This window comes from Micromonospora sp. C95 (genome assembly GCF_018070465.1).
Classification (GTDB): Bacteria; Actinomycetota; Actinomycetes; order Mycobacteriales; family Micromonosporaceae; genus Micromonospora.
Window position 1 is genome coordinate 82862 of record NZ_JAGPXT010000011.1, and the last position, 26182, is coordinate 109043.

26 protein-coding genes are annotated in these 26182 nt (G+C 71.5%); 17 read left to right on the top strand and 9 right to left on the bottom strand.

Annotated elements, in window-relative coordinates:
* Positions 1-235: 235 nt before the first annotated feature.
* Together tal and tkt are read right to left on the bottom strand one after the other, a co-directional pair.
* Positions 236-1417 (bottom strand): transaldolase, encoded by a 1182-nt coding sequence (gene tal / locus KBX00_RS15535; protein ID WP_210827519.1) that lies wholly within the window; start codon positions 1415-1417, stop codon positions 236-238.
* Between the two features lie 17 nt (positions 1418-1434).
* A complete protein-coding gene (gene tkt / locus KBX00_RS15540) occupies positions 1435-3573 on the bottom strand; it encodes a transketolase (RefSeq protein WP_210827521.1) in 2139 nt (712 codons plus the stop codon).
* A 290-nt stretch (positions 3574-3863) separates the two neighbouring features.
* Here tkt and KBX00_RS15545 point away from each other — a divergent pair, with 290 nt between their 5' ends.
* The 3 genes from KBX00_RS15545 to KBX00_RS15555 all read left to right on the top strand — a co-directional run bounded on the left by KBX00_RS15545 (position 3864) and on the right by KBX00_RS15555 (position 6296).
* Entirely contained in the window at positions 3864-4820 is a 957-nt protein-coding gene (locus KBX00_RS15545) for a heme o synthase (RefSeq protein ID WP_210827523.1), read from the top strand.
* Between the two features lie 165 nt (positions 4821-4985).
* Positions 4986-5321 (top strand): hypothetical protein, encoded by a 336-nt coding sequence (locus KBX00_RS15550; protein WP_210827525.1) that lies wholly within the window; start codon positions 4986-4988, stop codon positions 5319-5321.
* 6 nt (positions 5322-5327) lie between these two features.
* Entirely contained in the window at positions 5328-6296 is a 969-nt protein-coding gene (locus KBX00_RS15555; RefSeq protein WP_210827527.1) for a RimK family alpha-L-glutamate ligase, read from the top strand.
* 62 nt (positions 6297-6358) lie between these two features.
* On the opposite strand, the gene KBX00_RS15560 is transcribed toward KBX00_RS15555, so the two are convergent.
* Entirely contained in the window at positions 6359-7321 is a 963-nt protein-coding gene (locus KBX00_RS15560) for a heme A synthase (protein ID WP_210827528.1), read from the bottom strand.
* 115 nt (positions 7322-7436) lie between these two features.
* On the opposite strand from KBX00_RS15560, the gene KBX00_RS15565 reads away from it, so the two are divergent.
* The 10 genes from KBX00_RS15565 to KBX00_RS15610 all read left to right on the top strand — a co-directional run bounded on the left by KBX00_RS15565 (position 7437) and on the right by KBX00_RS15610 (position 16244).
* Positions 7437-8237, top strand: a complete 801-nt coding sequence (locus tag KBX00_RS15565) for a helix-turn-helix transcriptional regulator (RefSeq protein WP_374225306.1) — start codon at positions 7437-7439, stop codon at positions 8235-8237.
* Entirely contained in the window at positions 8234-9664 is a 1431-nt protein-coding gene (gene sufB, locus KBX00_RS15570) for a Fe-S cluster assembly protein SufB (protein WP_210827529.1), read from the top strand. Before KBX00_RS15565 ends, sufB begins: the two co-directional genes overlap by 4 nt.
* A gap of 55 nt (positions 9665-9719) precedes the next feature.
* Entirely contained in the window at positions 9720-10862 is a 1143-nt protein-coding gene (sufD, locus tag KBX00_RS15575; RefSeq protein WP_210827530.1) for a Fe-S cluster assembly protein SufD, read from the top strand.
* Positions 10862-11206 (top strand): non-heme iron oxygenase ferredoxin subunit, encoded by a 345-nt coding sequence (locus KBX00_RS15580; RefSeq protein ID WP_210827531.1) that lies wholly within the window; start codon positions 10862-10864, stop codon positions 11204-11206. The genes sufD and KBX00_RS15580 overlap by 1 nt, the downstream gene beginning before the upstream one ends.
* On the top strand, positions 11206-11979 hold the full coding sequence (gene sufC, locus KBX00_RS15585; protein ID WP_164448279.1) for a Fe-S cluster assembly ATPase SufC: 774 nt from the start codon (positions 11206-11208) through the stop codon (positions 11977-11979). Before KBX00_RS15580 ends, sufC begins: the two co-directional genes overlap by 1 nt.
* A 26-nt stretch (positions 11980-12005) precedes the next feature.
* Positions 12006-13310: a cysteine desulfurase gene (locus KBX00_RS15590; RefSeq protein ID WP_210827532.1), complete on the top strand. Its 1305-nt coding sequence runs from the start codon at positions 12006-12008 to the stop codon at positions 13308-13310.
* On the top strand, positions 13310-13786 hold the full coding sequence (sufU, locus tag KBX00_RS15595; RefSeq protein WP_210827533.1) for a Fe-S cluster assembly sulfur transfer protein SufU: 477 nt from the start codon (positions 13310-13312) through the stop codon (positions 13784-13786). Before KBX00_RS15590 ends, sufU begins: the two co-directional genes overlap by 1 nt.
* On the top strand, positions 13783-14184 hold the full coding sequence (locus tag KBX00_RS15600; RefSeq protein ID WP_210827535.1) for a metal-sulfur cluster assembly factor: 402 nt from the start codon (positions 13783-13785) through the stop codon (positions 14182-14184). The genes sufU and KBX00_RS15600 overlap by 4 nt, the downstream gene beginning before the upstream one ends.
* A gap of 701 nt (positions 14185-14885) precedes the next feature.
* Entirely contained in the window at positions 14886-15551 is a 666-nt protein-coding gene (locus tag KBX00_RS15605) for a LysE family transporter (protein ID WP_210827537.1), read from the top strand.
* Between the two features lie 30 nt (positions 15552-15581).
* Positions 15582-16244 (top strand): acVLRF1 family peptidyl-tRNA hydrolase, encoded by a 663-nt coding sequence (locus KBX00_RS15610; protein ID WP_210827540.1) that lies wholly within the window; start codon positions 15582-15584, stop codon positions 16242-16244.
* A 93-nt stretch (positions 16245-16337) separates the two neighbouring features.
* Here KBX00_RS15610 and KBX00_RS15615 read toward each other — a convergent pair whose 3' ends face one another.
* Complete coding sequence (locus tag KBX00_RS15615) at positions 16338-17249, bottom strand: neutral zinc metallopeptidase (RefSeq protein ID WP_210827541.1); 912 nt, start codon at positions 17247-17249, stop codon at positions 16338-16340.
* 232 nt (positions 17250-17481) lie between these two features.
* Here KBX00_RS15615 and KBX00_RS15620 point away from each other — a divergent pair, with 232 nt between their 5' ends.
* The 4 genes from KBX00_RS15620 to KBX00_RS15635 all read left to right on the top strand — a co-directional run bounded on the left by KBX00_RS15620 (position 17482) and on the right by KBX00_RS15635 (position 22373).
* A complete protein-coding gene (locus KBX00_RS15620; RefSeq protein WP_210827542.1) occupies positions 17482-19086 on the top strand; it encodes an ABC-F family ATP-binding cassette domain-containing protein in 1605 nt (534 codons plus the stop codon).
* Between the two features lie 146 nt (positions 19087-19232).
* A complete protein-coding gene (locus tag KBX00_RS15625) occupies positions 19233-19460 on the top strand; it encodes a helix-turn-helix domain-containing protein (protein ID WP_007072022.1) in 228 nt (75 codons plus the stop codon).
* A gap of 58 nt (positions 19461-19518) precedes the next feature.
* Positions 19519-20286, top strand: a complete 768-nt coding sequence (locus KBX00_RS15630; protein ID WP_210827543.1) for an enoyl-CoA hydratase/isomerase family protein — start codon at positions 19519-19521, stop codon at positions 20284-20286.
* 110 nt (positions 20287-20396) lie between these two features.
* Positions 20397-22373, top strand: a complete 1977-nt coding sequence (locus KBX00_RS15635) for an ABC transporter ATP-binding protein (protein WP_210827655.1) — start codon at positions 20397-20399, stop codon at positions 22371-22373.
* Here the strand turns inward: KBX00_RS15635 and mug are convergent.
* From mug to KBX00_RS15660, 5 genes are all read right to left on the bottom strand, one after another.
* Entirely contained in the window at positions 22370-23074 is a 705-nt protein-coding gene (gene mug / locus KBX00_RS15640; protein WP_210827544.1) for a G/U mismatch-specific DNA glycosylase, read from the bottom strand. The two genes, KBX00_RS15635 and mug, sit on opposite strands and share 4 nt — an antisense overlap.
* Positions 23071-23832, bottom strand: coding sequence for an SDR family oxidoreductase (locus KBX00_RS15645; protein WP_210827545.1), 762 nt, complete (start codon positions 23830-23832; stop codon positions 23071-23073). Before KBX00_RS15645 ends, mug begins: the two co-directional genes overlap by 4 nt.
* A 65-nt stretch (positions 23833-23897) precedes the next feature.
* Positions 23898-24386 carry a hypothetical protein gene (locus KBX00_RS15650; protein ID WP_210827546.1) on the bottom strand — a complete coding sequence of 163 codons (489 nt, stop codon included), beginning with the start codon at positions 24384-24386 and terminating at the stop codon, positions 23898-23900.
* Positions 24383-25201 carry a DUF692 domain-containing protein gene (locus KBX00_RS15655; protein ID WP_210827548.1) on the bottom strand — a complete coding sequence of 273 codons (819 nt, stop codon included), beginning with the start codon at positions 25199-25201 and terminating at the stop codon, positions 24383-24385. Before KBX00_RS15655 ends, KBX00_RS15650 begins: the two co-directional genes overlap by 4 nt.
* Positions 25198-26109 carry a TIGR04222 domain-containing membrane protein gene (locus KBX00_RS15660; protein WP_210827550.1) on the bottom strand — a complete coding sequence of 304 codons (912 nt, stop codon included), beginning with the start codon at positions 26107-26109 and terminating at the stop codon, positions 25198-25200. The genes KBX00_RS15655 and KBX00_RS15660 overlap by 4 nt, the downstream gene beginning before the upstream one ends.
* Between the last annotated feature and the right edge of the window lie 73 nt (positions 26110-26182).

The following is a 26182-nucleotide window of genomic DNA, read 5'->3' on the forward strand; positions in this document are numbered from 1 at the left end:
CGCTCGTCCACGTCGTCAATCGTCATGCCCGTAGCGACCGCGCCGGCCGGCCAGGGACGCCGGTCACCGGCGACTCCGCAGCTGAGTACGGGTATCCGGGCACCGGTAGATCAACGTCGACCGTACCGGTTGTCTGAAGAAAGCTACCCACCTGCGAACCGTTCCCGCAGCACCGGCGTCCCACGCCGCCACCCGGTCCAGGTGGCGGCGTGGATGCTGCCGGACGACGGCACCGTCACGCATTTCCGCCGGCGCGCATGGCGGCGTCGGCGTTGCCGCGGGCGGCGTCGCCCGGGCTGCCGCTGCCCTGGCCGGCGGCGGCCAGCGACTTGCGGACGCCGTCGAGCAGTTCCTGCCAGCTCGCCTCGAACTTCGCCACGCCCTCGCGCTCCAACGTGGCGATCACGTCGGCCAGGTCCACGCCCACCGACTCCAGGGCGGCGAAGACCTCCCGGGCGTCGTCGTACGCGCCGGTGACGGTGTCCGGGTGGGTCTCGCCGTGCTCGGCGTAGGCGTGGATGACCGACTCCGGCATGGTGTTGACCGTGCCGGGCGCGATCAGCTCCTCGACGTAGATGACGTCCCGGTAGTCCGGGTTCTTGGTCGAGGTGGAGGCCCACAGCGGACGCTGCGGATGGGCGCCGGCGTCGGCCAGCGCCCGCCAGCGGTCGGTGCCGAAGACCTGGCTGTAGCGCTCGAACGCCAACCGGGCGTTGGCCACCGCGGCCTTGCCACGCAGCGCCTTGGCCTCGGCGGAGCCGATCTTCTCCAGCCGGGCGTCGACCTCGGTGTCGACCCGGGAGACGAAGAACGAGGCCACCGAGCCGATGGTGCTCAGGTCGTGGCCGTTCGCCTTGGCCTGCTCCAGGCCGGCCACGAACGCCTCCATCACCTGGGAGTAGCGGTCCAGGCCGAAGATGAGCGTGACGTTGACGCTGATCCCCTCGGCCAGCGCCGCGGTGATCGCCGGCAGACCGGCCTCGGTCGCCGGGATCTTGATGAACAGGTTCGGCCGGTCGACCAGCCACCACAGCGCCCGGGCCTCGGCCACGGTGCGCTGCGAGTCGTGGGCCAGTCGCGGATCCACCTCGATGGAGACCCGGCCGTCGACGCCCGCGCTGGCGTCGTACGACGGGCGCATCACGTCGCAGGCCCACCGCACGTCGTACGTGGTGAGCATGCGGACGGCCTCTTCGGTGTCGACGCCCCGGGCGGCCAGGTCCCGTAGCTGCCAGTCGTACTCGTCGGCGTCGCTCAACGCCTTGGCGAAGATCGTCGGGTTGGTGGTGACCCCGACCACGTGCTTGTCCCGGCGCAGCTGGTCCAGCCCACCGGAGTTGAGACGTACCCGGGAAAGATCGTCGAGCCAGACCGCCACTCCCGCGGCGGTCAGCTCGCCCAGCCTGTCGGTCGTCATGTGCGCCAACGCCTCCCTCAGTTGCCGGTCGTGAAACCGGTGATGTCGCCGACCCGGGTCTGCGCCGCGTGTGCGGCGGCGACGATCCGGTCCGGGGTGAAGCCGAACTGCTCGAAGAGCACGGAGTGCGGGGCACTCGCGCCGTAGTGCTCGATGCTGACGCTCTCACCGCAGTCGCCGACGATGCCGCGCCAGGACATCGCGATGCCCGCCTCCACGCTCACCCGGGCCTTTACCCCGCGCGGCAGCACCGACTCCCGGTACGCCTCGTCCTGCTCGAAGAACCACTCCTGACAGGGCATCGACACCACCCGGGTGGGGGTGCCGTCGGCCTCCAGCCGCTCCCGGGCGGTGAGGCAGAGCTGCACCTCGGAGCCGGTACCAACGATGATCACCTCAGGCTTGCCGTTGGATGCCTCGGCCAGCACGTAGCCACCCTTGGCGACCCCTTCGGCGCTGGCCAACTGGGTGCGGTCAAACGTCGGCAGCGCCTGCCGGCTCAGCGCCAGCGCGGTCGGCCGGTCGGTGTGCTCCAGCGCCTGCCGCCAGGCCCAGGCGGTCTCGTTGGCGTCGGCCGGACGCACCACGTCCAGGCCGGGGATGGCCCGCAGCGCGGTCAGGTGCTCCACCGGCTGGTGGGTCGGGCCGTCCTCGCCGAGACCGATGGAGTCGTGCGTCCAGACGTAGACCACCGGCAGCTTCATCAGCGCGGCCAACCGGACCGAGGGCCGCATGTAGTCGCTGAACACCAGGAAGGTGCCGCCGTACGGGCGGGTGCCGCCGTGCAGGGCGATGCCGTTGAGGATCGCGCCCATGGCGTGCTCACGGATGCCGAAGTGCAGCGTCCGGCCGTACTCGTGGCCGGGGAACTCCTTGGTGGCGTACTGGCTGGGGACGAAGGAGGGCTCGCCCTTCATCGTGGTGTTGTTGCTCTCGGCCAGGTCGGCCGAGCCGCCCCACAGCTCGGGCAGCACCGGCGCGAGGGCGGCCAGCACCTTGCCGGAGGCGGCCCGGGTGGCGACTCCCTTGGCGTCGGCGGGGAACTCCGGCAGGGCGTCCGCCCAGCCCTCGGGCAGCGTCCGGCCGGCCAGCCGGTCGTAGAGGGCGCGGCGCTCCGGGTTGGCCTGCGACCACGCGTCGAAGGCGGCCGTCCACTCCTGCTGCGCGGCCTCGCCGCGCCGCAGCGCCGACCGGGTGTGGCCGAGCACCTCCTCGGTGACCTCGAACGAGCCGGCCGGGTCGAAGCCGAGGATCTCCTTGGTGGCGGCCACCTCGTCGGCGCCCAGCGCCGAGCCGTGGATCTTGCCGGTGTTCTGCTTGTTCGGTGCCGGCCAGCCGATGATGGTGCGCAGCGCGATGAACGACGGGCGGGCGGTCTCTGCCCTGGCGGCCAGCAGCGCCTGGTACAACTCCGCGACGTTCTCGTGGTAGTCACCCTTGTCGGCGTCGCCGCGCCGCCAGTCGACGGTCTGCACGTGCCAGCCGTACGCGGCGTAGCGGGCCGCGACGTCCTCGCTCAACGCGATCCGGGTGTCGTCCTCGATCGAGATCTCGTTGTCGTCGTAGATCACGCAGAGATTGCCCAGCTGCTGGTGCCCGGCCAGGGCGCTGGCCTCGTGGCTGATGCCCTCCTCGATGTCGCCGTCGGAGGCGATGCACCAGATGTGGTGGTCGAAGGCGGACTCACCGGCCTCGGCCTCCGGGTCGAACAGGCCGCGCTCGCGCCGTGCCGCCATGGCCATGCCGACGGCGTTGCCCAGGCCCTGCCCGAGCGGGCCGGTGGTGGTCTCCACACCGGGGGTGTGCCCGTGCTCGGGGTGCCCCGGGGTCAGCGAACCCCACTGCCGCAGCGACTTGAGGTCGTCCAGGCTGAGCGGGTAGCCGGCGAGGAAGAGCTGGATGTAGAGCGTCAGGCTGGAGTGCCCGGCGGAGAGCACGAAGCGGTCCCGACCCGGCCAGTTCGGATCGGCCGGGTTGTGCCGCATCACCCGGTTGAACAGCAGGTACGCCGCAGGGGCGAGGCTCATCGCGGTGCCCGGGTGGCCGTTGCCGGATTTCTCCACGGCATCCATGGCCAGGACGCGGACGGTGTCCACGGCACGGCGGTCGAGATCGGACCAGTCAAGTGCGGGGTGCTCGGGTCGGTTGGCAGCCACGGTGGTTTGTGCTCCTCGGCGAGATGGGCGGAACCCTCAGTGGTGACCCTATCGAGCGCGGCTAAACGTGCGCCCGAGGATCTCAGCATGCTGGTCTGTACGTTTCGGGCGTGTCTCGCGGTTCACCCCCCGCCGCCGGTCCTTCCACCAGCCTCCGGTGTGACGACTGGCACCGTTGCCGGGTCGCCCGGGCAGCCAAAACGACGGCGCGTAGTGTGTGGGTCGGTGTGTGGACCCGAGCCGGTCCCGCCGCCGTGACCTCCCCTCCCGACGCCGGAAGGTGGCAATCCGTGAGCATGATCACCGAGCGCCCCGTCAGTAACCCTGCCGGGCAGCCGCCGGTGCGTACGGCCGGGGAGACCCCAGCCCGCCCCCGCGACCTGCGGGCGGTGGTGGCGGCATACGTGACGCTCACCAAGCCGCGGATCGTGGAGTTGCTGCTGGTCACCACGGTGCCGGCGATGATGCTCGCGCAGGGCGGGCTGCCGTCGCTGTGGCTGGTCGCGGTGGTGCTGGTCGGCGGCTCGCTCGCGGCAGGCGCGGCCAGCGTGCTCAACTGCTACATCGACCGGGACATCGACCAGCTGATGCGGCGGACGAAGCGGCGCCCGCTGCCGGCGCACACCGTGACACCCCGCAACGCGCTGATCTTCGGGCTGGTGCTGGCGGTGGTCTCGGTCGCGTTGATGGCGGCCTTCACCAACCTGCTCGCCGCCGGGCTCACGCTGGCCGCGATCGTCTACTACGACGTCGTCTACACCCTGTGGCTCAAGCGCACGACGACGGCGAACACCTTCTGGGGCGGCGCCTGCGGCGCCGCACCGGTGCTGATCGGCTGGGCGGCGGTGACCGGCTCGCTGTCGCCGGTGGCGTGGGCGCTGTTCGGGGTGGTCTTCTTCTGGCAGATGCCGCACTTCTATCCGCTGGCGATGAAGTACAAGGACGACTACGCGCGGGCCGGCATCCCGATGCTCCCGGTGGTCGCCTCGGTGCGGCGGGTGAACGCCGAGATCGTGCTGTTCGCCTGGCTGACCGTGCTGACCTCGCTGGCCGTGTGGGCGTTGGGGCTGAGTGCGGTTTACGGCGTCCCGACGCTTGTGGTCGGCGTGATCTTCCTGGCCGAGGCGCACCGGCTCGCGGGGCGGGCCCGTCGGGGCGAACCGGTCAAGCCGATGCGCCTGTTCCACTGGTCGACGTCGTACCTGACCATCGTCTTCGCCGCCGCAGCGCTCGACGCGCTGCTCTGACGGTCCGTCCGTTTGCGGCCGTTCTGTCGCTCCGATGCGCCCGATCTGATGCTGATAAATACGGGCGAAACGCCTTTGGTCTTCCTTAAACCTGCGGGTAATGGGTATCACAAAAGGTTGATGGTTCTCGCCCGTCCGAGTGCATCTCTGCTTAGTCTTCACGTTATGGCAGATGGTTCCGATACGACGCTGACGGCTGATCAGACCGCCTCCGGGCAGGCCCCCAACGGCCTGGTCGCGGGCATCAGGTCGTTCGCCGCCGAGCATGGCGGGGCGAAGGCGGTCATCGAGTACGTCGGCAAGCGTGGTGCCCGCATCGTCCTGGTGGGCTCCGACGGCGCGTGGGGCGACCAGTTCGCCGAGGACACGGTGACCGCCCGCGAGGCCTGTGCGCAGGCCGGGGTCGCCGTGGAGAACGCCTGGGAACGGGAGCTGATGGACCAGATGCGCCCGAGCAACGACCTCTGGCGTTCGATGGCCCGACGCACCATGGCCCGTTGAGATAAATTGACCGATCACCACCAGTCGACCCGGGGGAAACCCCGGGTCGCTCTCGTCACCTGCACCGAACTGGCCGACCTCGACGACGACGATCGCCTCGTGGTGGCTCCGCTGGCGGAGCGGGGGATCGTCGCCGAACCCGTCGTCTGGGACGACCCGGCCGTCGACTGGGCCCGCTACGACCTGGCCGTGCTCCGCTCGCCCTGGGACTACATGTCCCGCCGGGACGAGTTCGTCGCCTGGGCCGCGCGCGTGCCGCGGCTGGTCAATCCGGCGGACGTGGTGCGCTGGAACACCGACAAGCGCTACCTCGACGAGTTGTCGGCAGCCGGCGTACCCACCGTTCCCACCGCCTGGGTGTTGCCCGGTGGGCCGTGGCAGCCGCCCGCCGACCAGGGCGAGTACGTCATCAAACCGGCGGTGAGCGCCGGCAGCCAGGACACCGGCCGGTACGACCTGGCCGACCCCGGGCACCGGGACCTCGCGATGGCCCACGTACGTCGGCTCGGCGTGGCCGGCCGGGTGGCCATGGTCCAGCCGTACCTGACCGCGGTGGACACCGTCGGCGAGACCGCGCTGCTCTTCCTCGCCGGCCCGACCGGGCTGACCTTCAGTCACGCCATCCGCAAGGGCCCGATGCTCACCGGGCCGGACGAGGGTGTCGAGGCGCTGTACAAGGTCGAGGAGATCACTGCCCGCACGGCACAGCCGGCGCAGCTCGCCGTCGCGGCGCAGACCCTCGCGGCGGTGCCGGGCGGGTCCGACCGCCTGCTCTACGCCCGGGTCGACCTGATCCCCGGCCCCGACGGCACCCCCGTGCTCGTGGAACTGGAACTGACCGAGCCCTCACTCTTCCTCGCCCACTCCGCCGGCGCCCCCCACCGCCTAGCCCACGCCATCGCCCGCCACCTCTCCCACCCCACCCCACCCCCATCCCCTCCCACCCCACCCCCTGTCCCGCCCCGGCCAGGTTGATCATGATGTTGTTGTCGCCCGCCCCTGCGTGGCGTGACAACAACTTCATGATCAACGCGAGGTCAGGCGAGGGCGGGGGCGGGCTGGGAGGGGTCGGCGGGGACGGATGAGTCGGCGGGGGTGGGGGAGTCGGCGGGGTGGCGTTCGCGGGTGGACCAGAGCACGGCGAGGGTGGCGAGCCAGACCAGGCAGGAGCCGAGCATGTGCAGGCCGACAAGCAGCGCCGGCAGGTTCGTGAAGTACTGCACGAAGCCGATCAGCCCCTGGCCCAGCTCGACCAGGAGCAGGGTCAGCGCGGCCCGCGCGGCCCGGGCCGGTGCGCCGACCGCGCGCAGCGCCAGCCACAGGCCCACGGTCAGGCCGACGAGCAGGAAGACCAGGTCGGCGTGGACCTGGGAGATGGTCTGCGGGTCCAGGCCGTTGCGGACGGCGTCGGCGTCACCGGCGTGCGGGCCGCTGCCGGTCACCGCCACCCCGAGGACGATCACCGCCGCGCTGGCCACCACGGTGATCCAGGCGAGGGCCCGCAGGGCCGGCGGCACCACGGGCACCGTGCGACCGTCCGGCTCGCTCACCCGCCGCCACAGGGCGTACGCGACGAGCAGCAGCAACATCGACACCACGAAGTGAATGCCCACGATCGAGGGATGCAGCTGGGTGCGGACGGTGATCCCGCCGATCACCGCCTGCGCCACGATGCCGAGGACGACGGCCAGCGCCAGCGGCACCGCACCGCGTCGCCGGGGACGGTGCGCCAGGACGGCCAGCAGCGTGGCACCCGCGATCAGCACCAGCACGAAGGTGAGCAGGCGGTTGCCGAACTCGATCGCTCCGTGCACGCCCATCTCGGCGGTGGCGGTGTACGACTCGTCGGTGCACCGGGGCCAGGTGGGGCAGCCCAACCCGGAGGCGGTCAACCGCACCGCCCCGCCGGTGACGACGATCGCGGCGTTCGCCACGATGTTGGCGAACGCCAGCCGACGCAGCAGGGTGCTGGAGACCAGGGAACGGTCGGGTCGCTTCACGAGGCGAATCCTACGCAACGTAGTTGTCACCGATCGGGTGACTCCGCCCGTGCGGTGGTTCGGATCACCGGGGTCACGTTTGCGGGCCCTGGTCGAATTACGTAACGTGGGCGTTGTGAAAAACGCGGCGGGGCTCACCGGGCACCAGCCGACGGCCGGTACGGTCGCCGGCCGGTCGCTGCCGGGCACCCACGTCCCACCCGCCACGACCAGCATCCAGGCCGCGCCGACCGGTGAGGCGTCGACCCGGGACCGGGTCACCCTGCTGCTGCTGGAACGCCGCGCCGCCACCGCCGCCCAGTTGGGCGACGCGCTCGGGCTCAGCCCGGCGGCGATCCGCCGGCACCTGGACGCGATGCTCGCCGAGGGTGACGTCGTGGCCCGCGAGCAGACCGTACGCGGTCACCGCGGACGCGGCCGGCCGGCCAAGGTGTTCCTGCTCACCGACGCCGCCCGCAGCCGGTGTGGCACCCATCACTACGACAACATGGCCACCGCCGCGCTGCGCTGGATCGCCCGCACCGGCGGGTCGCAGGCGGTGGAGCGGTTCGCCGCCGAGCAGGTGGCCGCCCTGGAGGCGCGTTGTCAGGCCGCCCTGGCCGACGCGGGCGACGATCCGATGGCCCGTGCCGAGGCACTGGCCGCGGCGCTGACCGCGGAGGGATACGCTGCCAGTGCCTCCACGATCGCCTCCGGCGGCCAGCTCTGCCAACACCACTGCCCGGTGGCGCACGTGGCCGCCGAGTTTCCCCAACTGTGCGAGGCCGAGACCATGGTGATCTCCCGCCTGGTCGGCACCCACGTGCAGCGCCTGGCCACCATCGCGCACGGCGACGGGGTGTGCACCACGCACATCCCGGGTTCGCCGCACGCCCAGTCCGGTAAGACCGTCACCACTGTGAGGACAGATAGATGACCGAGCAGATCGTCCAGCCCCTGACCCAGGAGGAGCAGCTCGCCGCCCTGGGCAACTACGAGTACGGCTGGGCCGACCCGGACGTTGCCGGGGCCTCGGCTCAGCGCGGCCTCAACGAGGCGGTGGTGCGGGACATCTCGGCCAAGAAGAACGAGCCGGCCTGGATGCTCGACCTGCGCCTGAAGGGCCTGCGGTTGTTCGGGCGCAAGCCGATGCCGGCCTGGGGCGCCGACCTCACCGGGATCAACTTCGACAACATCAAGTACTTCGTGCGCTCCACCGAGAAGCAGGCCGCCAGCTGGGAGGACCTGCCCGAGGACATCAAGAACACCTACGACAAGCTGGGCATCCCGGAGGCGGAGAAGCAGCGCCTCGTCGCCGGTGTGGCAGCCCAGTACGAGTCCGAGGTGGTCTACCACAAGATCCGTGAGGACCTGGAGGAGCAGGGTGTCGTCTTCCTCGACACCGACACCGCCCTCAAGGAGCACGAGGACCTGTTCAAGGAGTACTTCGGCACGGTGATCCCGGTCGGCGACAACAAGTTCGCCGCGCTGAACACCTCCGTGTGGTCCGGTGGCTCGTTCATCTACGTGCCGAAGGGCGTGCACGTGGAGATCCCGCTGCAGGCGTACTTCCGGATCAACACCGAGAACATGGGCCAGTTCGAGCGGACGCTGATCATCGTCGACGAGGGTGCGTACGTGCACTACGTCGAGGGCTGCACCGCGCCCATCTACTCCTCGGACTCGCTGCACAGCGCCGTGGTGGAGATCGTCGTCAAGAAGAACGCCCGGTGCCGTTACACGACCATCCAGAACTGGTCGAACAACGTCTACAACCTGGTCACCAAGCGCGCCGTGTGCCACGAGGGCGCGACCATGGAGTGGATCGACGGCAACATCGGCTCCAAGGTCACCATGAAGTACCCGGCGGTCTACATGACCGGCGAGCACGCCAAGGGTGAGGTGCTCTCGGTGGCCATGGCCGGCGAGGGGCAGCACCAGGACGCCGGCGCCAAGATGGTGCACGCGGCACCGCACACCAGCAGCACCATCGTGTCGAAGTCGATCGCCCGGGGTGGCGGCCGGACCTCGTACCGGGGTCTGGTGCAGGTGCTGGAGGGCTCGCACAGCAGCGCCAGCACGGTCAAGTGCGACGCCCTGCTCGTCGACACCATCTCCCGCTCCGACACCTACCCCTACGTCGACATCCGCGAGGACGACGTGTCGATGGGGCACGAGGCGACCGTCTCCAAGGTCAGCGACGACCAGCTCTTCTACCTGATGAGCCGGGGCATGAGCGAGGACGAGGCGATGGCGATGATCGTGCGCGGCTTCATCGAGCCGATCGCCAAGGAACTGCCCATGGAGTACGCCCTGGAGCTCAACCGCCTGATCGAGCTGCAGATGGAGGGCGCGGTCGGCTGACCCCGGCCGCACCAGAGCACCGGACACCGTCGTCGTAGACACAAGCAAGGACGAGATGACTACCCAGGCTTCCGCGCCGCCCAGCACCAAGTCGCAGGCGCTGCGTTCGTACGATGTCGCCGACTTCCCGGCCCTGACCGGCCTGGAGGAGGAGTGGCGTTTCACCCCGCTCAAGCGGCTGCGTGGGCTGGTCGGTGACGACCCGACCGCCACCGGCACGGTGCGGCACGAGTTCGCCGACCTGCCCGAGGGCGTGACCGTGGAGCGGATCGGCCACGACGACCCGCGGGTCGGCAACGTGCTCACCCCGTTCGACCGGGTCAGCGCGTTGGCGTACACCGGGGCCAGCCAGGCGCTGCTGGTGCGGGTGGCGCAGGACGCGGTGATCAGCGGCCCGACCATCCTCCGGGCGGTCGGCGAGGGCGGCGAGGGCCCGGCCTTCGGGCACACCGTGATCGAGGTGGGCCGGTTCGCCGAGACGATCCTGGTGCTGGAGCATGTCGGCTCGGCCACCCTGGCGGACAACGTCGAGGTGTCGGTGGGTGACGGGGCGAAGCTCACCCTGGTCACCGTCGCCGACTGGGCCGACGACGCGGTGCAGGCGCAGCACCTGAAGGTGCGACTGGGGCGCGACGCCCGGGTGCTGCACGTCCAGGTCACCCTCGGCGGTGACCTGGTCCGGCAGTACACCACCGTGGAGTACACCGACCGGGGCGGCGAGGCCGAGCTGTACGGCGTCTACTTCGCCGACTCCGGGCAGCACCAGGAGCACCGCCAGCTGGTCGACCACACCGTGCCGGACTGCCGCAGCCACGTGGGCTACCGGGGCGCGTTGCAGGGGGAGAGCGCCCGTACCGTCTGGGTCGGCGACGTGCTGATCCGGGCCGAGGCGACCGGCACCGACACGTACGAGATCAACCGGAACCTGCTGCTCACCGACGGTGCCCGAGCCGACTCGGTGCCGAACCTGGAGATCGAGACCGGCGAGATCGCCGGTGCCGGCCACGCCAGCGCCACCGGTCGCTTCGACGACGAGCAGTTGTTCTACCTGATGGCCCGGGGCATCCCGGAGGGCGAGGCCCGCCGGCTGGTGGTGCGCGGCTTCTTCGCCGAGCTGCTGCACAAGATCCCGGTGGAGTCCCTGCGGGAGCGGCTGGGGGACGCGATCGAGGCGCGGCTGACCAAGGCGGGCGCCTGATGATCCGCATCTGCGCCGTCGAGGACGTGCCGAAGGGCACCGCGATCAGCGCCGACGTCGACGGCATCCAGATCGCGCTCGTGCACGGCGAGGACGACCAGTTCTACGCCGTGTTCGACGAGTGCTCGCACGCGGCCGTGGCGCTCTCCGAGGGAGAGGTCGAGGGCTGCACGCTTGAGTGCTGGCTGCACGGCTCCCGTTTCGACCTGCGTACCGGCGAGCCCACCGGACTGCCCGCCACCGAACCCGTACCCGTCTACCCCGTCGAAGTCCGCGACGGTGACATCTACCTTCCCGTGGGCGACGACGGCCGCCCGAAGCCGAGCAATGGAGTGACCCGATAATGAGCACCCTGGAGATCCGCGACCTGCAGGTGTCGGTGAAGCTGCCCGAGGGTGAGCTCAAGCCGATCCTGCACGGCGTCGACCTGACCGTGAAGTCGGGGGAGACCCACGCGATCATGGGCCCGAACGGCTCCGGCAAGTCGACCCTGGCGTACTCGGTCGCCGGCCACCCGAAGTACGAGATCACCGGCGGCTCGGTGACCCTGGACGGCGAGGACGTCCTGGAGATGTCCGTCGACGAGCGGGCCCGCGCCGGCCTCTTCCTCGCCATGCAGTACCCGGTCGAGGTGCCCGGCGTGTCGGTGGCGAACTTCCTGCGTACCGCCAAGACCGCCATCGACGGCGAGGCGCCGAAGCTGCGCACCTGGGGCGGCGAGCTGCGCGGTGCCATGGAGCGGCTGCACATGGACCCGGCCTTCGCCCAGCGCAACGTCAACGAGGGCTTCTCCGGCGGGGAGAAGAAGCGCCACGAGATCGTGCAGCTGGAGCTGCTCAAGCCGAAGATGGCAATCCTCGACGAGACCGACTCGGGCCTCGACGTGGACGCGCTGCGCGTGGTGAGCGAGGGCGTGAACCGGGTGCGCGACACCGGCGACACCGGCCTGCTGCTGATCACCCACTACACCCGGATCCTGCGCTACATCAAGCCCGACTACGTGCACGTCTTCGTCGCCGGCCGGATCGTCGAGCAGGGCGGCCCGGAACTGGCCGACAAGCTGGAGGAGTCCGGCTACGAGCGGTACGCAGCCGGGGCCGGTCCGGCGCGGGTCTGACCCCGAAGGAAGGGGCGGTCACCACGATGACCACCATCGCGATCCCGCCGGGGATGCCGCAGTACGACGACGTGCCGCGCTACGACGTGGCGGCGGTACGCGCCGACTTCCCGATCCTCGATCGGGAGGTCAACGGGCATCCGCTGGTCTACCTGGACAGCGCCAACACCTCGCACAAGCCGCGTCAGGTGCTCGACGTACTCGCCGAGCACTACGCCCGGCACAACGCCAACGTGTCCCGTTCCGTGCACACGCTGGGCACCGAGGCGACCGAGGCGTACGAGGGGGCCCGGGCGAAGGTCGCCGCGTTCGTCAACGCGCCGAGCGTCGACGAGGTGGTCTTCACCAAGAACTCCACCGAGGCGATCAACATCGTGGCGTACGCGTTCTCCAACGCCTCGCTGCGTCCCGACGCCGACCCCCGGCTCCGGCTGGGGCCGGGTGACGAGATCGTCATCTCCGAGATGGAGCACCACTCGAACATCGTCCCGTGGCAGTTGCTGGCCGAGCGGACGGGCGCGACGCTGCGCTGGTTCCCGGTCACCGACAACGGCCGGCTGGACGAGTCGGGCCTGACCGACCTGGTCAACGAGCGGACGAAGATCGTCTCGTTGGTGCACATGTCGAACATCCTCGGCACCGTCAACGCCACCTCGCGGATCACCGCCCGGGTCCGCGAGGTGGGGGCGCTGCTGCTGCTGGACTGCTCGCAGTCGGTGCCGCACATGCCGATCGACGTGGTCGACCTGGACGCGGACTTCATCGTCTTCACCGGGCACAAGATGTGCGGGCCGACCGGCATCGGGGTGCTCTGGGGCCGGACCGAGCTGCTGGCGGCGATGCCGCCGGTGTTCGGTGGCGGCTCGATGATCGAGACGGTGACGATGGGCGGCTCCACCTACGCCGCGCCACCGGCCCGCTTCGAGGCCGGCACCCCGCCGATCGCCGAGGCGGTCGCGCTCGGTGCGGCCGTGGACTACCTCACCGGCATCGGCATGCCGGCCATCCAGTGGTACGAGAAGCAGCTGACCGCGTACGCGCTGGACGCCCTGGGCGGCGTGCCCGGCCTGCGGATCTTCGGCCCGGAGGTGCCGGTCGGCCGGGGCGGCACCATCTCGTTCGCCCTCGGCGACGTGCACCCGCACGACGTGGGGCAGGTGCTCGACTCCCTCGGCGTGCAGGTGCGGGTCGGACATCACTGCGCCCGCCCGGTCTGCACCCGGTTCGGGGTGCCGGCCACCACGCGGGCCTCGTTCTACCTCTACACCACGACCGAGGAGATCGACGCGCTGGTGGCGGGCCTGGAGCAGGTGCGGAAGGTGTTCGCCTGATGCAGCTTGAGTCGCTCTACCAGGAGATCATCCTGGACCACTACAAGCACCCGCACGGTCGGGGGCTGCGCGACGCCGCCGATCCGGCCGACCGGGTCGGCGAGGCGCACCACGTCAACCCGACCTGCGGGGACGAGATCACTGTCCGGGTGGCCACCGACGGTGCGACGCTGCACGACGTGTCGTACGACGGGATGGGCTGTTCGATCAGCCAGGCGTCCGCGAGCGTGCTGCACGAGCTGCTGACCGGCCGGGGTGCGACGGAGGCGTTCGAGGTGCACGAGGCGTTTGTGGCGTTGATGTCCGGCCGTGGTCAGGTCACGCCGGACGAGGATGTGCTCGGTGACGGGGTGGCGTTCGAGGGCGTGGCCCGCTATCCCGCCCGGGTCAAATGCGCGCTGTTGCCGTGGATGGCGTTCAAGGACGCTGCGGCACGCGCCGGTGTGGGCGCGAGCCCGACGGAGGTGAAGGCATGACCGAGCAGACCAACAGCACGCCGGAGTCGGGCGCCGTGGCGACCGACGGCACGGTGACCCCGTCGGTCGGCGGCAAGGCCGCCGTCGCCGACATCGAGGAGGCGATGAAGGACGTCGTCGACCCGGAGCTGGGCATCAACGTGGTCGACCTCGGCCTGGTGTATGGCGTACACGTCGACGACCAGAACGTGGCGACCCTGGACATGACGTTGACCTCGGCGGCCTGCCCACTCACCGACGTGATCGAGGACCAGGCCCGTCAGGCGCTCACCACCGGCCCCGGCGGCGGCCTGGTCGACGACATCCGGATCAACTGGGTCTGGCTGCCCCCGTGGGGACCGGACAAGATCACCGATGAGGGTCGCGACCAGCTCCGCTCCCTCGGCTTCAACGTCTGACAGCTCCTCCGGGCAGGCTCTGGAGTGCTACCTCGGGCGCGGCATCCACCGGGTGCCGCGCCCGACGTCTCTGGTCCCCGTCCGTGCCTCGCGCCCGGGGCGCTCCCTGACCGGCGCGGTGGGACACCCTCACCCCGTCAGCAGGTGGATGCGGCGGTCCGCAAGCCCCGTGCACGGGTGTTGTGGCGCTGTCGAGCTGAGCGCGTGGGCGGATCGCAACCGAACGCGGCGCCCGCCTTGAGCGCGCCGGCCGTGGTCACGCTCGATTCCGGACCGACGGTCTCCGTGACGCGCTGAAGCCTCCTTTCGGGACCGAACGCCATCCGCGCCGCGCCCAGAGCTCTCGTCCGCGATCAAGCGCGACCGTGCCGGGTGCGTGGTGGCGCAGGTGCCTGAGGGCGCGGACGGTTCAGCTCGACAGCGTCGATGAGGCAGGGGTGCCCGGCGATGGACTGACCGGAGCCGACTCGTCGGCGCTGCCGGCCGCGTGGCAGCGCGCCACTGGTCGGAACACCAGGCTTCCCGGCGAGACGGGCGAGCGTGTCGCCCTGGTCGGAAAATCCGTGGCGCCGATGCGGCAGGTCGCCGCAGGATGGCGCGGTGAGTGAGGCGTACCCGATGAAGCCGTGTCCTGTCGCCGTGGCCACCGCCGCGCGCCGACAGCGGCTCGTGCCGGGCCGCGTCTTGCCACGCCGTCGATCGTGACCGGCGCGTTCCTCGCCGGTCTGGTCGCCGGCTACGGCGTGGCCGTCCCGGTCGGCGCGATCGCCGTGCTCATCCTCGGGCTCACCGCCCGGACCTCGTTCCGGGTCGGTGCCGCCGCCGCGCTCGGGGTGGCCACCGCCGACGGGCTCTACGCCGGTGTCGCGGCGCTCGGCGGCGCGGTGGTCGTGGGCTGGCTCGCGCCGGTCGCCGGGCCGCTGCGACTGGCCGGCGCGACGGTGCTGCTCGCCCTCGCCGCCCACGGCGCGTGGCGCGCCCTGCGGGTACCCGGCCCACGCCGGTGCCCGAACCACGCACCGACGCCCGCTCCGGGATCCGGTCCGCCACCGATACGGCGTGGGTTGGACACGCCTACCCGGGCGTTTGTCGGGATCCTCGCGCTGACCCTGCTCAACCCGGCCACCATCGTCTACTTCACGGCGCTGGTGCTCGGCCGGACCGACCTGGGTGGCTCCGGCACCGCCGTCGCGGTGGTCTTCACCCTCGGGGTGTTCCTCGCCTCGGCCAGCTGGCAGCTGCTGATCGCCGGGGGTGGCTCACTCATCGGACGGGTGCTCACCAGCGATCGTGGGCGGCTGGTCACCGCGCTGCTGTCCAGCGCCATCATCACCGTGCTCGCCGTCGGCATGCTCCTCGGTGGCTGACCCGGGCTGCCCGTGCCGTACGGTCGGGTGATGAGCAGCCGACCCGCCGCCGGGGGCGGCCGGTGGGTGGAGGTCGATCCGGACCGCATCGCCCGCTGGGTCGCCGGCTTCACCGACCGGCACGGCCCGCCCACCGTCACCAGGCAGGAGTACGGCCTGCTGCTGTCCGCCCCGGACGGTGCCACCGCCGAACTACACGCCCCTCCGGGAGCGCCGGTCGCTGCGGAGTTGGCGGCCTTCGTGCGGGAGGCCGTCGCGCCACGCCGTATCGGGCTGTTGCTGGCCCGCAAAGGGGCGGTGGCGATGGGTGTCGCCGACGGTGGGCAGCTGAGCGTGCACAAGGTGGACACCCGCTACGTGCAGGGTCGCACCGCCGCCGGTGGTTGGTCCCAGCAGCGTTTCGCCCGCCGCCGGGACAACCAGACCAAGGCGGCGTTGGCCGACGCGGCGGATCTCGCCGTACGCCTGCTGCTGCCGGCGGTCGACCGGCTCGACGCGCTGGTCGCCGGTGGCGACCGGCGGGCGGTGGACACGGTGCTGGCCGACCGTCGACTCGCCCCGCTGGCCGCGCTGCGCGCCGACCGGCTGCTCGACGTCCCCGAACCCCGGTACGCGGTGCTGGTCGCTGCCGTCGTCGCCGCCCGGTCGGTCCGCATTCTGGTCCGCGAGCCGCAGCCGGAGGCCAGCCGCTGATGGCGGTGTCCTGGACATCGCGCGGTGCTCGGCTGGCGGGTCACGCGGACGCGGGCCCCGTCACCAGTGACCGGGCCCGCCGCGTGACGGGCGTCAGACCGCGCCGCTGAAGGTGTCGCAGGAGGCCGGGTCGCCGCTGTCGTACCCCCGGTTGAACCACTGCTTGCGCTGCTCGGACGAGCCGTGGGTGAACTCTTCCGGGTTGACCGGCCGGTCGGCGCGCTTGGAGATGGCGTCGTCGCCGATCGCCTCGGCGGTGTCGATCGCCTCGGCGATGTCCCGCTCGGTGATGCTGGTGAAGATCTTCTGGCCGCTCTCGTCGGCCGTGCCGGTGGCGTTCTTCGCCCACGCTCCCGCGTAGCAGTCGGCCTGCAACTCCAGGCGTACCGACAGGTCGTTGGCGTTGCCCGGGTCGCGCTGCTGCTGGCGGCGCACCTGCTCGTTGGTGCCGAGCAGGTTCTGCACGTGGTGGCCGTACTCGTGGGCCAGCACGTACGGCTGGGCGAACTCACCCTCGGCACCGAGTTGGGTGGCGAGCACCTCGTAGAAGGAGAGGTCGATGTAGACCAGCGAGTCGGCGGGGCAGTAGAACGGGCCGACGCCGGAGTCGGCCTGGCCGCAGGCGGTGTTCACGGCCTGGCTGAAGAAGACGGTGCGGGTCGGTTGGTACTGCTCGCCGAGGGACTGCGGCAGGGCGGTGCGCCAGTACGCCTGGATCGAGTTGACGTAGAGGGTGTTGCGGCAGTCGAGCTGCTCCAGTGCGTTCTCCGCGGCGCAGCGCTGCTCAAGCGCGGCGTTGTCACCCTGCTCCTCGCCGCCGGTCATGGCGTTCAGGCCGAAGCCGCCACCGACGAGGGCCACCAGCACGGCGATGACGATGCCGACGATGCCGCCGCGCCCGCCGCCGGTCGGGATGGGGATGCCCATCCCACCGCCGCCTCCGCCGCTACCTCGCCGGTCCTCCACCTGACTGGTGTCGATCCGTGCATTCTCGTTCAGCTCCATGGTGACCCCGATCAGTAAGTGGCTCGTGGGCCGGAACCGGGTCCGGTCGGCGATCCGGTACCCGACGATCTTGCTCGGTAATCCGCGTGGGGTACCGAGCCGGGCCCGGTACACTTGGCGCCGTGCTGCGCTGCGAAGGCTGAACGCCCCGCGCCGACGGGTCTGTGGGATCCGCCGGCGCTTTCGTGTGCCCTGAGTCAGCCCTTCGGATTTCGAGAGCGAGTACCTGGAAATGATCACTGCCACCGGCCTGGAACTGCGCGCCGGAGCCCGGATCCTGCTGTCCGACACCACGCTGCGGGTGCAGCCCGGTGACCGGATCGGCCTGGTCGGGCGCAACGGCGCCGGCAAGACCACCACACTCAAGGTGCTCGCCGGGGAGGGCCAGCCGTACGCCGGGCAGGTCGACCGGCGCAGCGCCGTCGGCTACCTGCCGCAGGACCCGCGTACCGGCGACCTGGACGTCACCGGCCGCGACCGGGTGCTCTCCGCCCGCGGCCTGGACGCGCTGATGGCCGGGATGAAGGAGCTGGAGGCGCGGCTCGCCGAGGACGCCGACGAGCGCCTGGTGCGCCGCTACGGCGCGCTTGAGGACCAGTTCGCCGCACTCGGCGGGTACGCGGCCGAGGCCGAGGCGGCCCGCATCTGCGCCAACCTGGGGCTGCCCGACCGGGCCCTGGCGCAGACCATCGGCACCCTTTCCGGCGGGCAGCGTCGCCGCATCGAGCTGGCCCGGATCCTGTTCCGGGACGCGGGCGAGAACGGCGGCGGCATTCTGCTGCTGGACGAGCCGACCAACCACCTCGACGCCGACTCGATCACCTGGCTGCGGGGTTTCCTGGCCAACCACAAGGGCGGCCTGATCGTGATCTCCCACGACGGCGACCTGCTGGAGTCGGTGGTCAACAAGGTGTGGTTCCTGGACGCCACCCGCAGCGTGGTCGACGTCTACAACCTGGGCTGGAAGGCGTACCTGGAGGCGCGGGAGACCGACGAGCGTCGTCGTCGCCGGGAGCGGGCCAACGCCGAGAAGAAGGCCGGCGCGCTGATGGCCCAGGCCGACAAGATGCGGGCCAAGGCCACCAAGACGGTCGCCGCGCAGAACATGGCCCGCCGCGCGGAACGGCTGATGTCCGGCCTGGAGGAGGTACGCGTCGCCGACAAGGTGGCCAAGGTGCGCTTTCCCGCACCGGCGCCGTGCGGAAAGACCCCGCTGACCGCGACCGGCCTGTCCAAGTCGTACGGCTCGTTGGAGATCTTCACCGACGTGAACGTGGCGGTGGACCGGGGTTCCCGGGTGGCCATCCTCGGGCTCAACGGGGCCGGCAAGACCACCCTGCTGCGGATGCTCGGCGGCCTGCTGGAGCCGGACACCGGCGAGGTGCGCCCCGGCCACGGCCTGCGCCTGGGCTACTACGCGCAGGAGCACGAGACGCTTGACGTGGAACGGACCGTGCTGGAGAACATGCGGGCGGCGGCGGTCGAGCAGACCGACACCGAGCTGCGGAAGATCCTGGGGGCTTTCCTCTTCTCCGGCGAGGACGTCGACAAGCCCGCCGGGGTGCTCTCCGGCGGGGAGAAGACCCGGTTGGCCCTGTCCACCCTGGTCTGCTCGGGCGCCAACGTGCTGCTGCTCGACGAGCCGACGAACAACCTGGACCCGGTCAGCCGGGAGCAGGTGCTCGACGCCATCGCCCGCTATCCGGGCGCGATCGTGCTGGTCACGCACGACCCGGGCGCGGTCCTCGCGCTCAAGCCGGACCGGGCGATCCTGCTGCCCGACGGTGACGAGGACGCCTGGAGCGACGACCTGCTGGAGCTGGTCGAGCTGGCCTGAGCCGGCGGCGGCATCACCTATCGGGAAGCTGACACTGCATAGCGTGTCGGTTGGCGAATAGTTGATATCTGGCGCATGATCGTTCGAGACGGTCTAATAGGTGGGACCGTATCCGAACCGCACAGTCTGGGACGTGAGGACACAGCATGGCAGCCACTGGCACAGCCACCAGCACTGAGAAGGGTCGCCGGATCGTCGGAGCCGAGCGCCAGACGCTCGCGAAGGACCTCGTCAAGCGGTACACCGGGGGCGAGAGCATCCGGGCGCTCGCGGCCTCGACCGGGCGATCGTACGGGTTCATCCACCGCGTACTCACCGAGTCCGGGGTGCAGCTGCGGCAGCGCGGCGGCGCCCGGCGCCGCAAGAAGGCGTGACCCGCCCGTCAGCGTCGTCCAGCAGCACCGCCACCACCACCGCGACCCGGGCCGCCCGGTGACCGCCGAGGCGACCGGGGTCCGGCTGGAATGCGACGGGCCGGTCGCCACGGTCACCCTGTGCCGGCCCGACGTGCTCAACGCGCAGACGCCGGCGATGTGGCGCGCGATGAGCGAATTCTCCCGGGCGCTTCCCGGTGACGTGCGCGTCGTCGTGGTACGCGGCGAAGGGCGGTCCTTCTCCGCCGGTCTCGACCTGGCGGTGGCCGGTGCCTCCGGGCCGGGTTCCTTCGCCGAACTGACCACCCTGCCGGAGCAGGAGTGCGCCGACCGGATCGCCGAATACCAGGGCGGGTTCACCTGGCTGCACCGCCCGGACGTCATCTCGATCGCCGCCGTCCAGGGGCACGCCATCGGTGCCGGTTTCCAACTCGCCCTCGCCTGTGACCTGCGGGTGCTGGCCGATGATGCGACGTTCGCCATGGCCGAGGTGACGTTGGGCCTGGTGCCGGACCTGGCCGGCACCAAGCGCCTGGTCGAGCTGGTCGGCTACGCCCGCGCGCTGGAGATCTGTGCCACCGGCCGACGGATGGACGCCGTCGAGGCCGACCGGATCGGGCTGGCCACGCTTGTGGTTCCCACCGCCGAGCTGGACGACGCGGTGCGTGACCTGACCGCTGGGCTGCTCGCCCCCAGCCGGGACGCGGTCGTCGAGGTCAAGGCGCTGCTCACCGGCGCCGCCGGGCGTACCCATGCCGAGCAGCAGCGCGCCGAGCGGGAGGCGCAGACGCGCCGACTGCGGGATCTTGCCGGACGGGGCGAATAGTAAGGACCGTTCGGGAAGATCTGGGTTACTCGCGTGGTTGTCGTAGGCATCGGGAGAATTGACCCGACGGTGTACGACGTCTCGACCCGGAGGTGAGCGTGTCCAACCACATGGCCGCTGGCGGCATGGGCGGTTGGAGCATGCTCCGCTCGATGCGCAGCCAGGACGACATCTCCGCCCACCGGCTCAAGCGTGGTGTCGCCCGCCGGATCGTCGCCTTCGCCCACCCTTACCGGCGCGACATCGTCGTCTTCCTGCTCACCGTGATCGTCGCCGCGGTGATCGGGGTGGCGACCCCGCTGCTGGCCGGCGACGTGATCGACACGATCACCCGGGGTGGCGCCGAGGCCGGGGCGATGGTGATCCGGCTGGCCCTGTTCATCGCCGCGCTCGCGGTGGCCGACGCTCTCCTGTCGCTGGCTCAGCGGTGGTATTCGGCCCGCATCGGCGAGGGCATCATCCTCGACCTGCGTACCCGCGTCTACGACCACGTGCAGCGGATGCCGTTGCAGTTCTTCACCCGGACCCAGACCGGTGCGCTGGTGAGTCGACTCAACAACGACGTGATGGGGGCCCAGCGGGCGTTCACCTCGACGTTGTCCGGCGTGGTCAGCAACGTGATCCAGCTGGTCCTCACCGCAGTGGTGATGCTGACCCTCTCCTGGCAGATCACGGCGCTGTCACTGGTGCTGCTGCCGGTGTTCATCATCCCGGCGCGCCGGGTGGGCCGACGACTGGCCGAGATCACCCGCGAGTCGTACGACCTCGACGCCAAGATGAACGCGACGATGACCGAGCGGTTCGGCGTCGCCGGCGCGTTGCTGGTGAAGCTCTTCGGTCGACCCGACGCCGAGGCGGCCCGCTTCGCCGCCCGCGCCGAACGGGTCCGCGACATCGGCATCACCTCCGCGATGTACTCGCGGACCTTCTTCGTGGCCATGCTGCTGGTGGCCTCCCTTGCCCAGGCCCTGACCTACGGCCTCGGCGGCTGGCTCGCGGTCAGCGGCCAGGTCAGCGCCGGCACCGTGGTGACCCTCGCGTTGTTGCTCACCCGCCTCTACGGCCCGCTCACCGCGCTGAGCAACGTCCGGGTGGACGTGATGAGCGCGCTCGTCTCGTTCGACCGGGTCTTCGAGGTGCTCGACCTGCAACCGGGCATCAAGGAACGGCCCGACGCGGTGCGGATCCCCCAGGGCGCGGGGAGGGTCGAGTTCCGCGACGTCCGGTTCCGCTACCCGAGCGCCGCGGAGATCTCGCTCGCCTCGCTGGAGGAGGTCGCCGCCCTGGACCGTACGGTGAACGAACCGGTGCTCAAGGGCGTCTCGTTCAACGTCGAGCCGGGTCAGATGGTGGCGCTTGTCGGGCCCTCCGGCGCCGGCAAGTCCACGCTGTCCATGCTGATCTCCCGCATCTACGACGTGACCGACGGGCAGGTGCTCGTCGGCGGCGTCGACGTCCGGGAGGCTCGGCTCGACTCGCTGCGCGACGAGATCGGCGTGGTCACCCAGGATTCACACCTGTTCCACGAGACCATCGCGGAGAATCTGCGCTACGCGAAGCCGGACGCCACCGACGACGAGCTGTGGGCGGCGCTGGCCGGGGCGCAGGTCGCCGACCTGGTCAGGTCGCTGCCGGACGGGCTCGAGACCACCGTCGGCGAGCGCGGCTACCGCTTCTCCGGCGGCGAGAAGCAGCGCATCGCCATCGCCCGGTTGCTGCTCAAGGCGCCGTCGATCGTGATCCTCGACGAGGCGACCGCCCACCTTGATTCGGAGAGCGAGGCGGCGGTGCAACGGGCGCTGTCGGTGGCGCTGACCGGGCGTACCGCCCTGGTGATCGCCCACCGGCTCTCCACCGTGCGGGACGCCGACCAGATCCTGGTTCTCGACGACGGCCGCATCGTGGAGCGGGGCCGCCACGACGAGCTGGTCGCGGTCGGCGGCCTCTACGCGGAGCTGTACCGCACCCAGTTCGCGGTGGCCGACTCGCCCACCCCGTACGCCGACGCCACCGGCCCGGAGCCGGTGGTCATCCCCACCCGGGAGTACATCGCCGACGAGGCCATGCCGCCCGCCGCCGCCAACTAGGGCGTGTCTCCTGCTCGCCCGAGGGTGGCCGAGTGGAGTTCGGCGAAGGCGGCACCGAGGGTCTGCGGGGTGTAGTGGGCGTTCAGGCCGCTCGGGTTGGGCAGCACCCACAGCCGGGCGTCCGCCAACTGCTCCGGTTGCGGCCCGAACCCCGCCTTGGGCCGGGCGAAGCCGATCCGGTACGCCGTCACCCCGACCACCGCGACCCAGCGCGGCCGGTGCCGGGCCACCTTGTCGGTGAGCCGCCGGGCGCCGTCGACCAGCTCGTCGGCGGTCAGCTCGTCGGCGCGGGCGCTGGCCCGAGCCACCATGTTGGTGATGCCGAGCCCGAGCGCCGGCAGTTCGCCCTGCTCGCTGGGGTGCAGCAGGCGGGGGGTGAACCCGCCCCGGTGCAGGGCCGGCCAGAACCGGTTGCCGGGACGGGCGAAGTGCCACCCGGTCGCCGCCGACCAGAGCCCCGGGTTGATCCCGACGAAGAGCACGTCCAACCCGACGGCGATGAGGTCCGGGATGGTCTTGTCGGCCGCGGCCGCCAGTTCCTCCCGGCTCGGCCGCGGGTACGGCCGTGACCGCGGCTCCGCAGACCCCGGTCGGAACGGCTTGGTCGTCCTGCCGGGGGTGGCCGGCTCGGGCCGGGACGGGCTCGGCGACCTGCCGTGGGCGGCCCGCCGCTCGGGGCGGGGCGGCTGGTCGCCGGTCACAGGCCGCGCAGGGCGCCACCGTCGACCGGCACGGTGACGCCGGTGAGGTAGCTGGCTGCGGGGGAGAGCACGAAGGCGGCGACCCGACCGAACTCGGCGGGGTCACCGATGCGGCGCAGCGGGATGGCGGCCTCCGCCTCGGCCCGGGCCCGTTCCGGGTCGCCGGAGGCGGCGAAGAGTTCCCGGTTGCGGTCGGTCAGGATCCGCCCCGGCAGCAGCCCGACCACCCGTACGCCACGCGGGCCGTACTCGTCGGCGACGTCCTTGGCGACGCCGGCCAGGCCCGGCCGCAGGCCGTTGGAGATGCCGAGCCCGGGCACCGGGCCGCGCGCCGAGGTGGAGAGCACGAGTGCGATGGCGCCGCCCTCGGGCAGTGCCGCGGCGACCGTTCGTACCGTGCGGACGCTGCCAAGGAAGACGGTCTCGAAGGACTGCCGCCACTGCTCGTCGTCGACCGACGCGGCGCTGCCGGCGGGCGGTCCGCCGACGGAGACCAGGGCACCGTCGACCCGGCCGAAGTGGTGCTGTGCGGTGGCCAGCAGCCGTTCGGGTGTCGCCGGGTCGGCCAGGTCGGCGGTGACGCCGACGGCCCGGTCGGGCCCGCCGAGGCCGGCCACGGCGGCCTCCACCGCGTCGGCGTGCCGGGCGGAGAGCACCACCCGGGCGCCGTCGGCCACCAGGCACTGAGCGGTGGCGTAACCAAGCCCACGGGAGGCGCCGGTGAGCAGGTACACCCGATCGGTCAGTCCGAGATCCATGCCGACGATCCTGCCCCAGCCCGCTCGACGCGAAACAGGGGTGGTCCCGGGTCCGTGGGTCGGGTTCAGGGGCGGGCCGGGCGCAGTAGGCGTACCCGGCCGGCGATCTGGACGGCGATCGCGCCGCCGACCCGTCCGAGGGCGGGGGACCGGCGACGACGCGGTGCCCGGTGCCCGTCGTAGCGGAACTCCGCCTCCCGGGCCGCCAGCTCCTCGGCGCCCAGCGCCGGCAGGGCAGTGCGGGCGTGCAGTGCGCGGGCCAGGTCCCAGCCGTCGCGTAGTCCGCCGCCGGTGGGTCGGCCGGCAGCCCACTCGACGAACGCCGCCGGCCAGGCCGGGCCGAGCCCGGCGGCGAGCAGCGGCCAGTGCCGGGCGACCTCGCCGGCCCGCTTGCGCAACAGCGCGGCGCGGGCGGCGGCCAACGGGCCGGGCGCGAAGCCGGCCGGTGGTGGACCGTCGGCCACCAGGGCCGCGACCAGTTCCGCCTGCCGCGAGGCGAGCGACTCGGCTGCCCCGCCGGCGGGACCGTCGGGCCCGGTCCCGGGCGTTGTCACGTGACCGCCGGGAAGCCGCAGGCGACGGCGACGGCGTCCAGCTCGGTGCGCAGCTCGGCCGCCGGAGGATAGTGTCCGTCGCGCTCCAGCAGCGCCGCCGGCGGACGGTGTCGGGCGCACAGCTCGGTGAGCAGCTCCAGCACCTCCCGCCCGATCGGGTCGGTGTGCGTGTCGTGGTAGAAGCCGCCGCGCTCCGCGCCGCCCGCGACGTGCAGGTACGCCACCCGTTCCAGTGGCAGCCGGTCCAGCAGCGCGAGCGGGTCGGTGCCCCGGTTGCGGGCGTTGGCGTACACGTTGGCGATGTCGAGGAGCAGCAGCGCCGAGGTGCGGTCCAGGATCTCGGTGAGGAACGCCGCCTCGTCGAGTTCGTCGTCCGGCCAGTCGAACAGGGCGGCGATCGGCTCCAACGCGATCGGTACCGGCAGGTCCGCCTGGGCGCGGACGATGTTGGCGCAGATCGCCGCGACCGCCTCGCGGGTGCGTGGCAGCGGCAGCAGGTGACCCGCCTCCAGGCCGCCGGCCCGGACGAAGGCGATGTGCTCACTGACCAGGGGCGCAGCCACGAGCTGCGCGACCGCCGCCAGGTGAGCCACCCGGGCCGGGTCGACCGGTTCCGCGCCGCCGAGGGAGAGCCGCACGCCGTGCGGTACGACCGTGACGCCACGGTTGCGCAGCTCGACAAGATCGTCCGGTGGCGGTCCGGTGGTCGGTACCGACTCGGCGATCACCTCGACGAAGCGCAGGCCGGGCAGCTCGGCGACGAACCCGGAGATCTCCGGGCGCCAGCCGATGCCCACACCGTGCGGGGTGTTCATCCGCCGCACCCACCCCCACCGCAGCCCCCACCGCCGCCGCAGCCACTGTCGCCTGCTCCTGCGGTGCTGCCGCCACCACACCCTGCGGTGGAGCTCGCACCGCTGGCCATGGCCTCGCGCTGGATCTCGGCCTGCTGGGCGAAGGCCGGGTCGAGCGCCCAGAGCGATGCGGTGCCGTAGAGGGCCACCGCCATGGCCACGCCCGCCGCTCCGTAGGTGGCATACGCCGGGTTCGAGGCGGGGGCGAGGTGCCGGTTGCGTTGGCGCAGGGTCCGTAGCGCGACCTCGGCCGCCCGGGTACGGCGCGGTACCCGGACGAGCAGCACGGTGGTCAGCGTGCCGAGCGCGAGGACGGTGAGCACCAGGTACCAGACCGGGCGGTCGTTGGCGAGCCCGGCCACGATCCGGACGACACCGAGCACCAGCAGTGCGACCAGCAGCAACGGACCGTGGCGCAGGGCCGCCCGCCGGTCCGGACCGATCGCGAGACCGCGCTGGTCGAGCCCGTCGCGCAGCTCGGTGAGGGCCCGCTCGACCCACTCGGTGCGCCGCACGTCCCGGGCCCGGATGCGTTGCGTCGCGGCGTAGTGGATGGCCCGGTCGAGTTGGGAGGCGGCCGGAGGCAGCGGACCGTCGGCGGTCAACCGATGGTCCGGGTGGACGCCGATCGTGCCCTGGCTGCGCAGCGTGCCCAGGGAGGTCCAGACGGCAAAATCGTCGCCGCCGTTGAGGTAGGCGACCTGCTGTGGGCTCAGCTGGTTGGCGGGCGGAGCGGCATGGCCGCCCAGCAGAGCCCGGCGACGGATCAGCACGACGGCGACGGCGACCACCGTGGCCGCCAGGTAGAGCGTGATGAAGGTGGGACCGGGAACTCCCCAGGTGTCGTAATCGAGTGCGAAACCCGTCATGGTCTGCTCCTGTCACGCGAGGGAACCCGGCTTCATTGTGGAGCGACGATGCCAGCATCCGGTTGCCCGGAGA

Bases quoted from the DNA above. Each gene is read 5' to 3' on its own strand.
- tal (WP_210827519.1), bottom strand. From the start codon at position 1,417: ATGACGACCGACAGGCTGGGCGAGCTGACCGCCGCGGGAGTGGCGGTC.
- KBX00_RS15550 (WP_210827525.1), top strand. From the start codon at position 4,986: ATGGCAGATGGTTCCGATACGACGCTGACGGCTGATCAGACCGCCTCC.
- sufB (WP_210827529.1), top strand. From the start codon at position 8,234: ATGACCGAGCAGATCGTCCAGCCCCTGACCCAGGAGGAGCAGCTCGCC.
- sufD (WP_210827530.1), top strand. From the start codon at position 9,720: ATGACTACCCAGGCTTCCGCGCCGCCCAGCACCAAGTCGCAGGCGCTG.
- KBX00_RS15580 (WP_210827531.1), top strand. From the start codon at position 10,862: ATGATCCGCATCTGCGCCGTCGAGGACGTGCCGAAGGGCACCGCGATC.
- sufC (WP_164448279.1), top strand. From the start codon at position 11,206: ATGAGCACCCTGGAGATCCGCGACCTGCAGGTGTCGGTGAAGCTGCCC.
- KBX00_RS15590 (WP_210827532.1), top strand. From the start codon at position 12,006: ATGACCACCATCGCGATCCCGCCGGGGATGCCGCAGTACGACGACGTG.
- sufU (WP_210827533.1), top strand. From the start codon at position 13,310: ATGCAGCTTGAGTCGCTCTACCAGGAGATCATCCTGGACCACTACAAG.
- KBX00_RS15600 (WP_210827535.1), top strand. From the start codon at position 13,783: ATGACCGAGCAGACCAACAGCACGCCGGAGTCGGGCGCCGTGGCGACC.
- KBX00_RS15610 (WP_210827540.1), top strand. From the start codon at position 15,582: ATGAGCAGCCGACCCGCCGCCGGGGGCGGCCGGTGGGTGGAGGTCGAT.
- KBX00_RS15615 (WP_210827541.1), bottom strand. From the start codon at position 17,249: ATGGAGCTGAACGAGAATGCACGGATCGACACCAGTCAGGTGGAGGAC.
- KBX00_RS15620 (WP_210827542.1), top strand. From the start codon at position 17,482: ATGATCACTGCCACCGGCCTGGAACTGCGCGCCGGAGCCCGGATCCTG.
- KBX00_RS15625 (WP_007072022.1), top strand. From the start codon at position 19,233: ATGGCAGCCACTGGCACAGCCACCAGCACTGAGAAGGGTCGCCGGATC.
- KBX00_RS15635 (WP_210827655.1), top strand. From the start codon at position 20,397: ATGGCCGCTGGCGGCATGGGCGGTTGGAGCATGCTCCGCTCGATGCGC.
- KBX00_RS15645 (WP_210827545.1), bottom strand. From the start codon at position 23,832: ATGGATCTCGGACTGACCGATCGGGTGTACCTGCTCACCGGCGCCTCC.
- KBX00_RS15655 (WP_210827548.1), bottom strand. From the start codon at position 25,201: ATGAACACCCCGCACGGTGTGGGCATCGGCTGGCGCCCGGAGATCTCC.
- KBX00_RS15660 (WP_210827550.1), bottom strand. From the start codon at position 26,109: ATGACGGGTTTCGCACTCGATTACGACACCTGGGGAGTTCCCGGTCCC.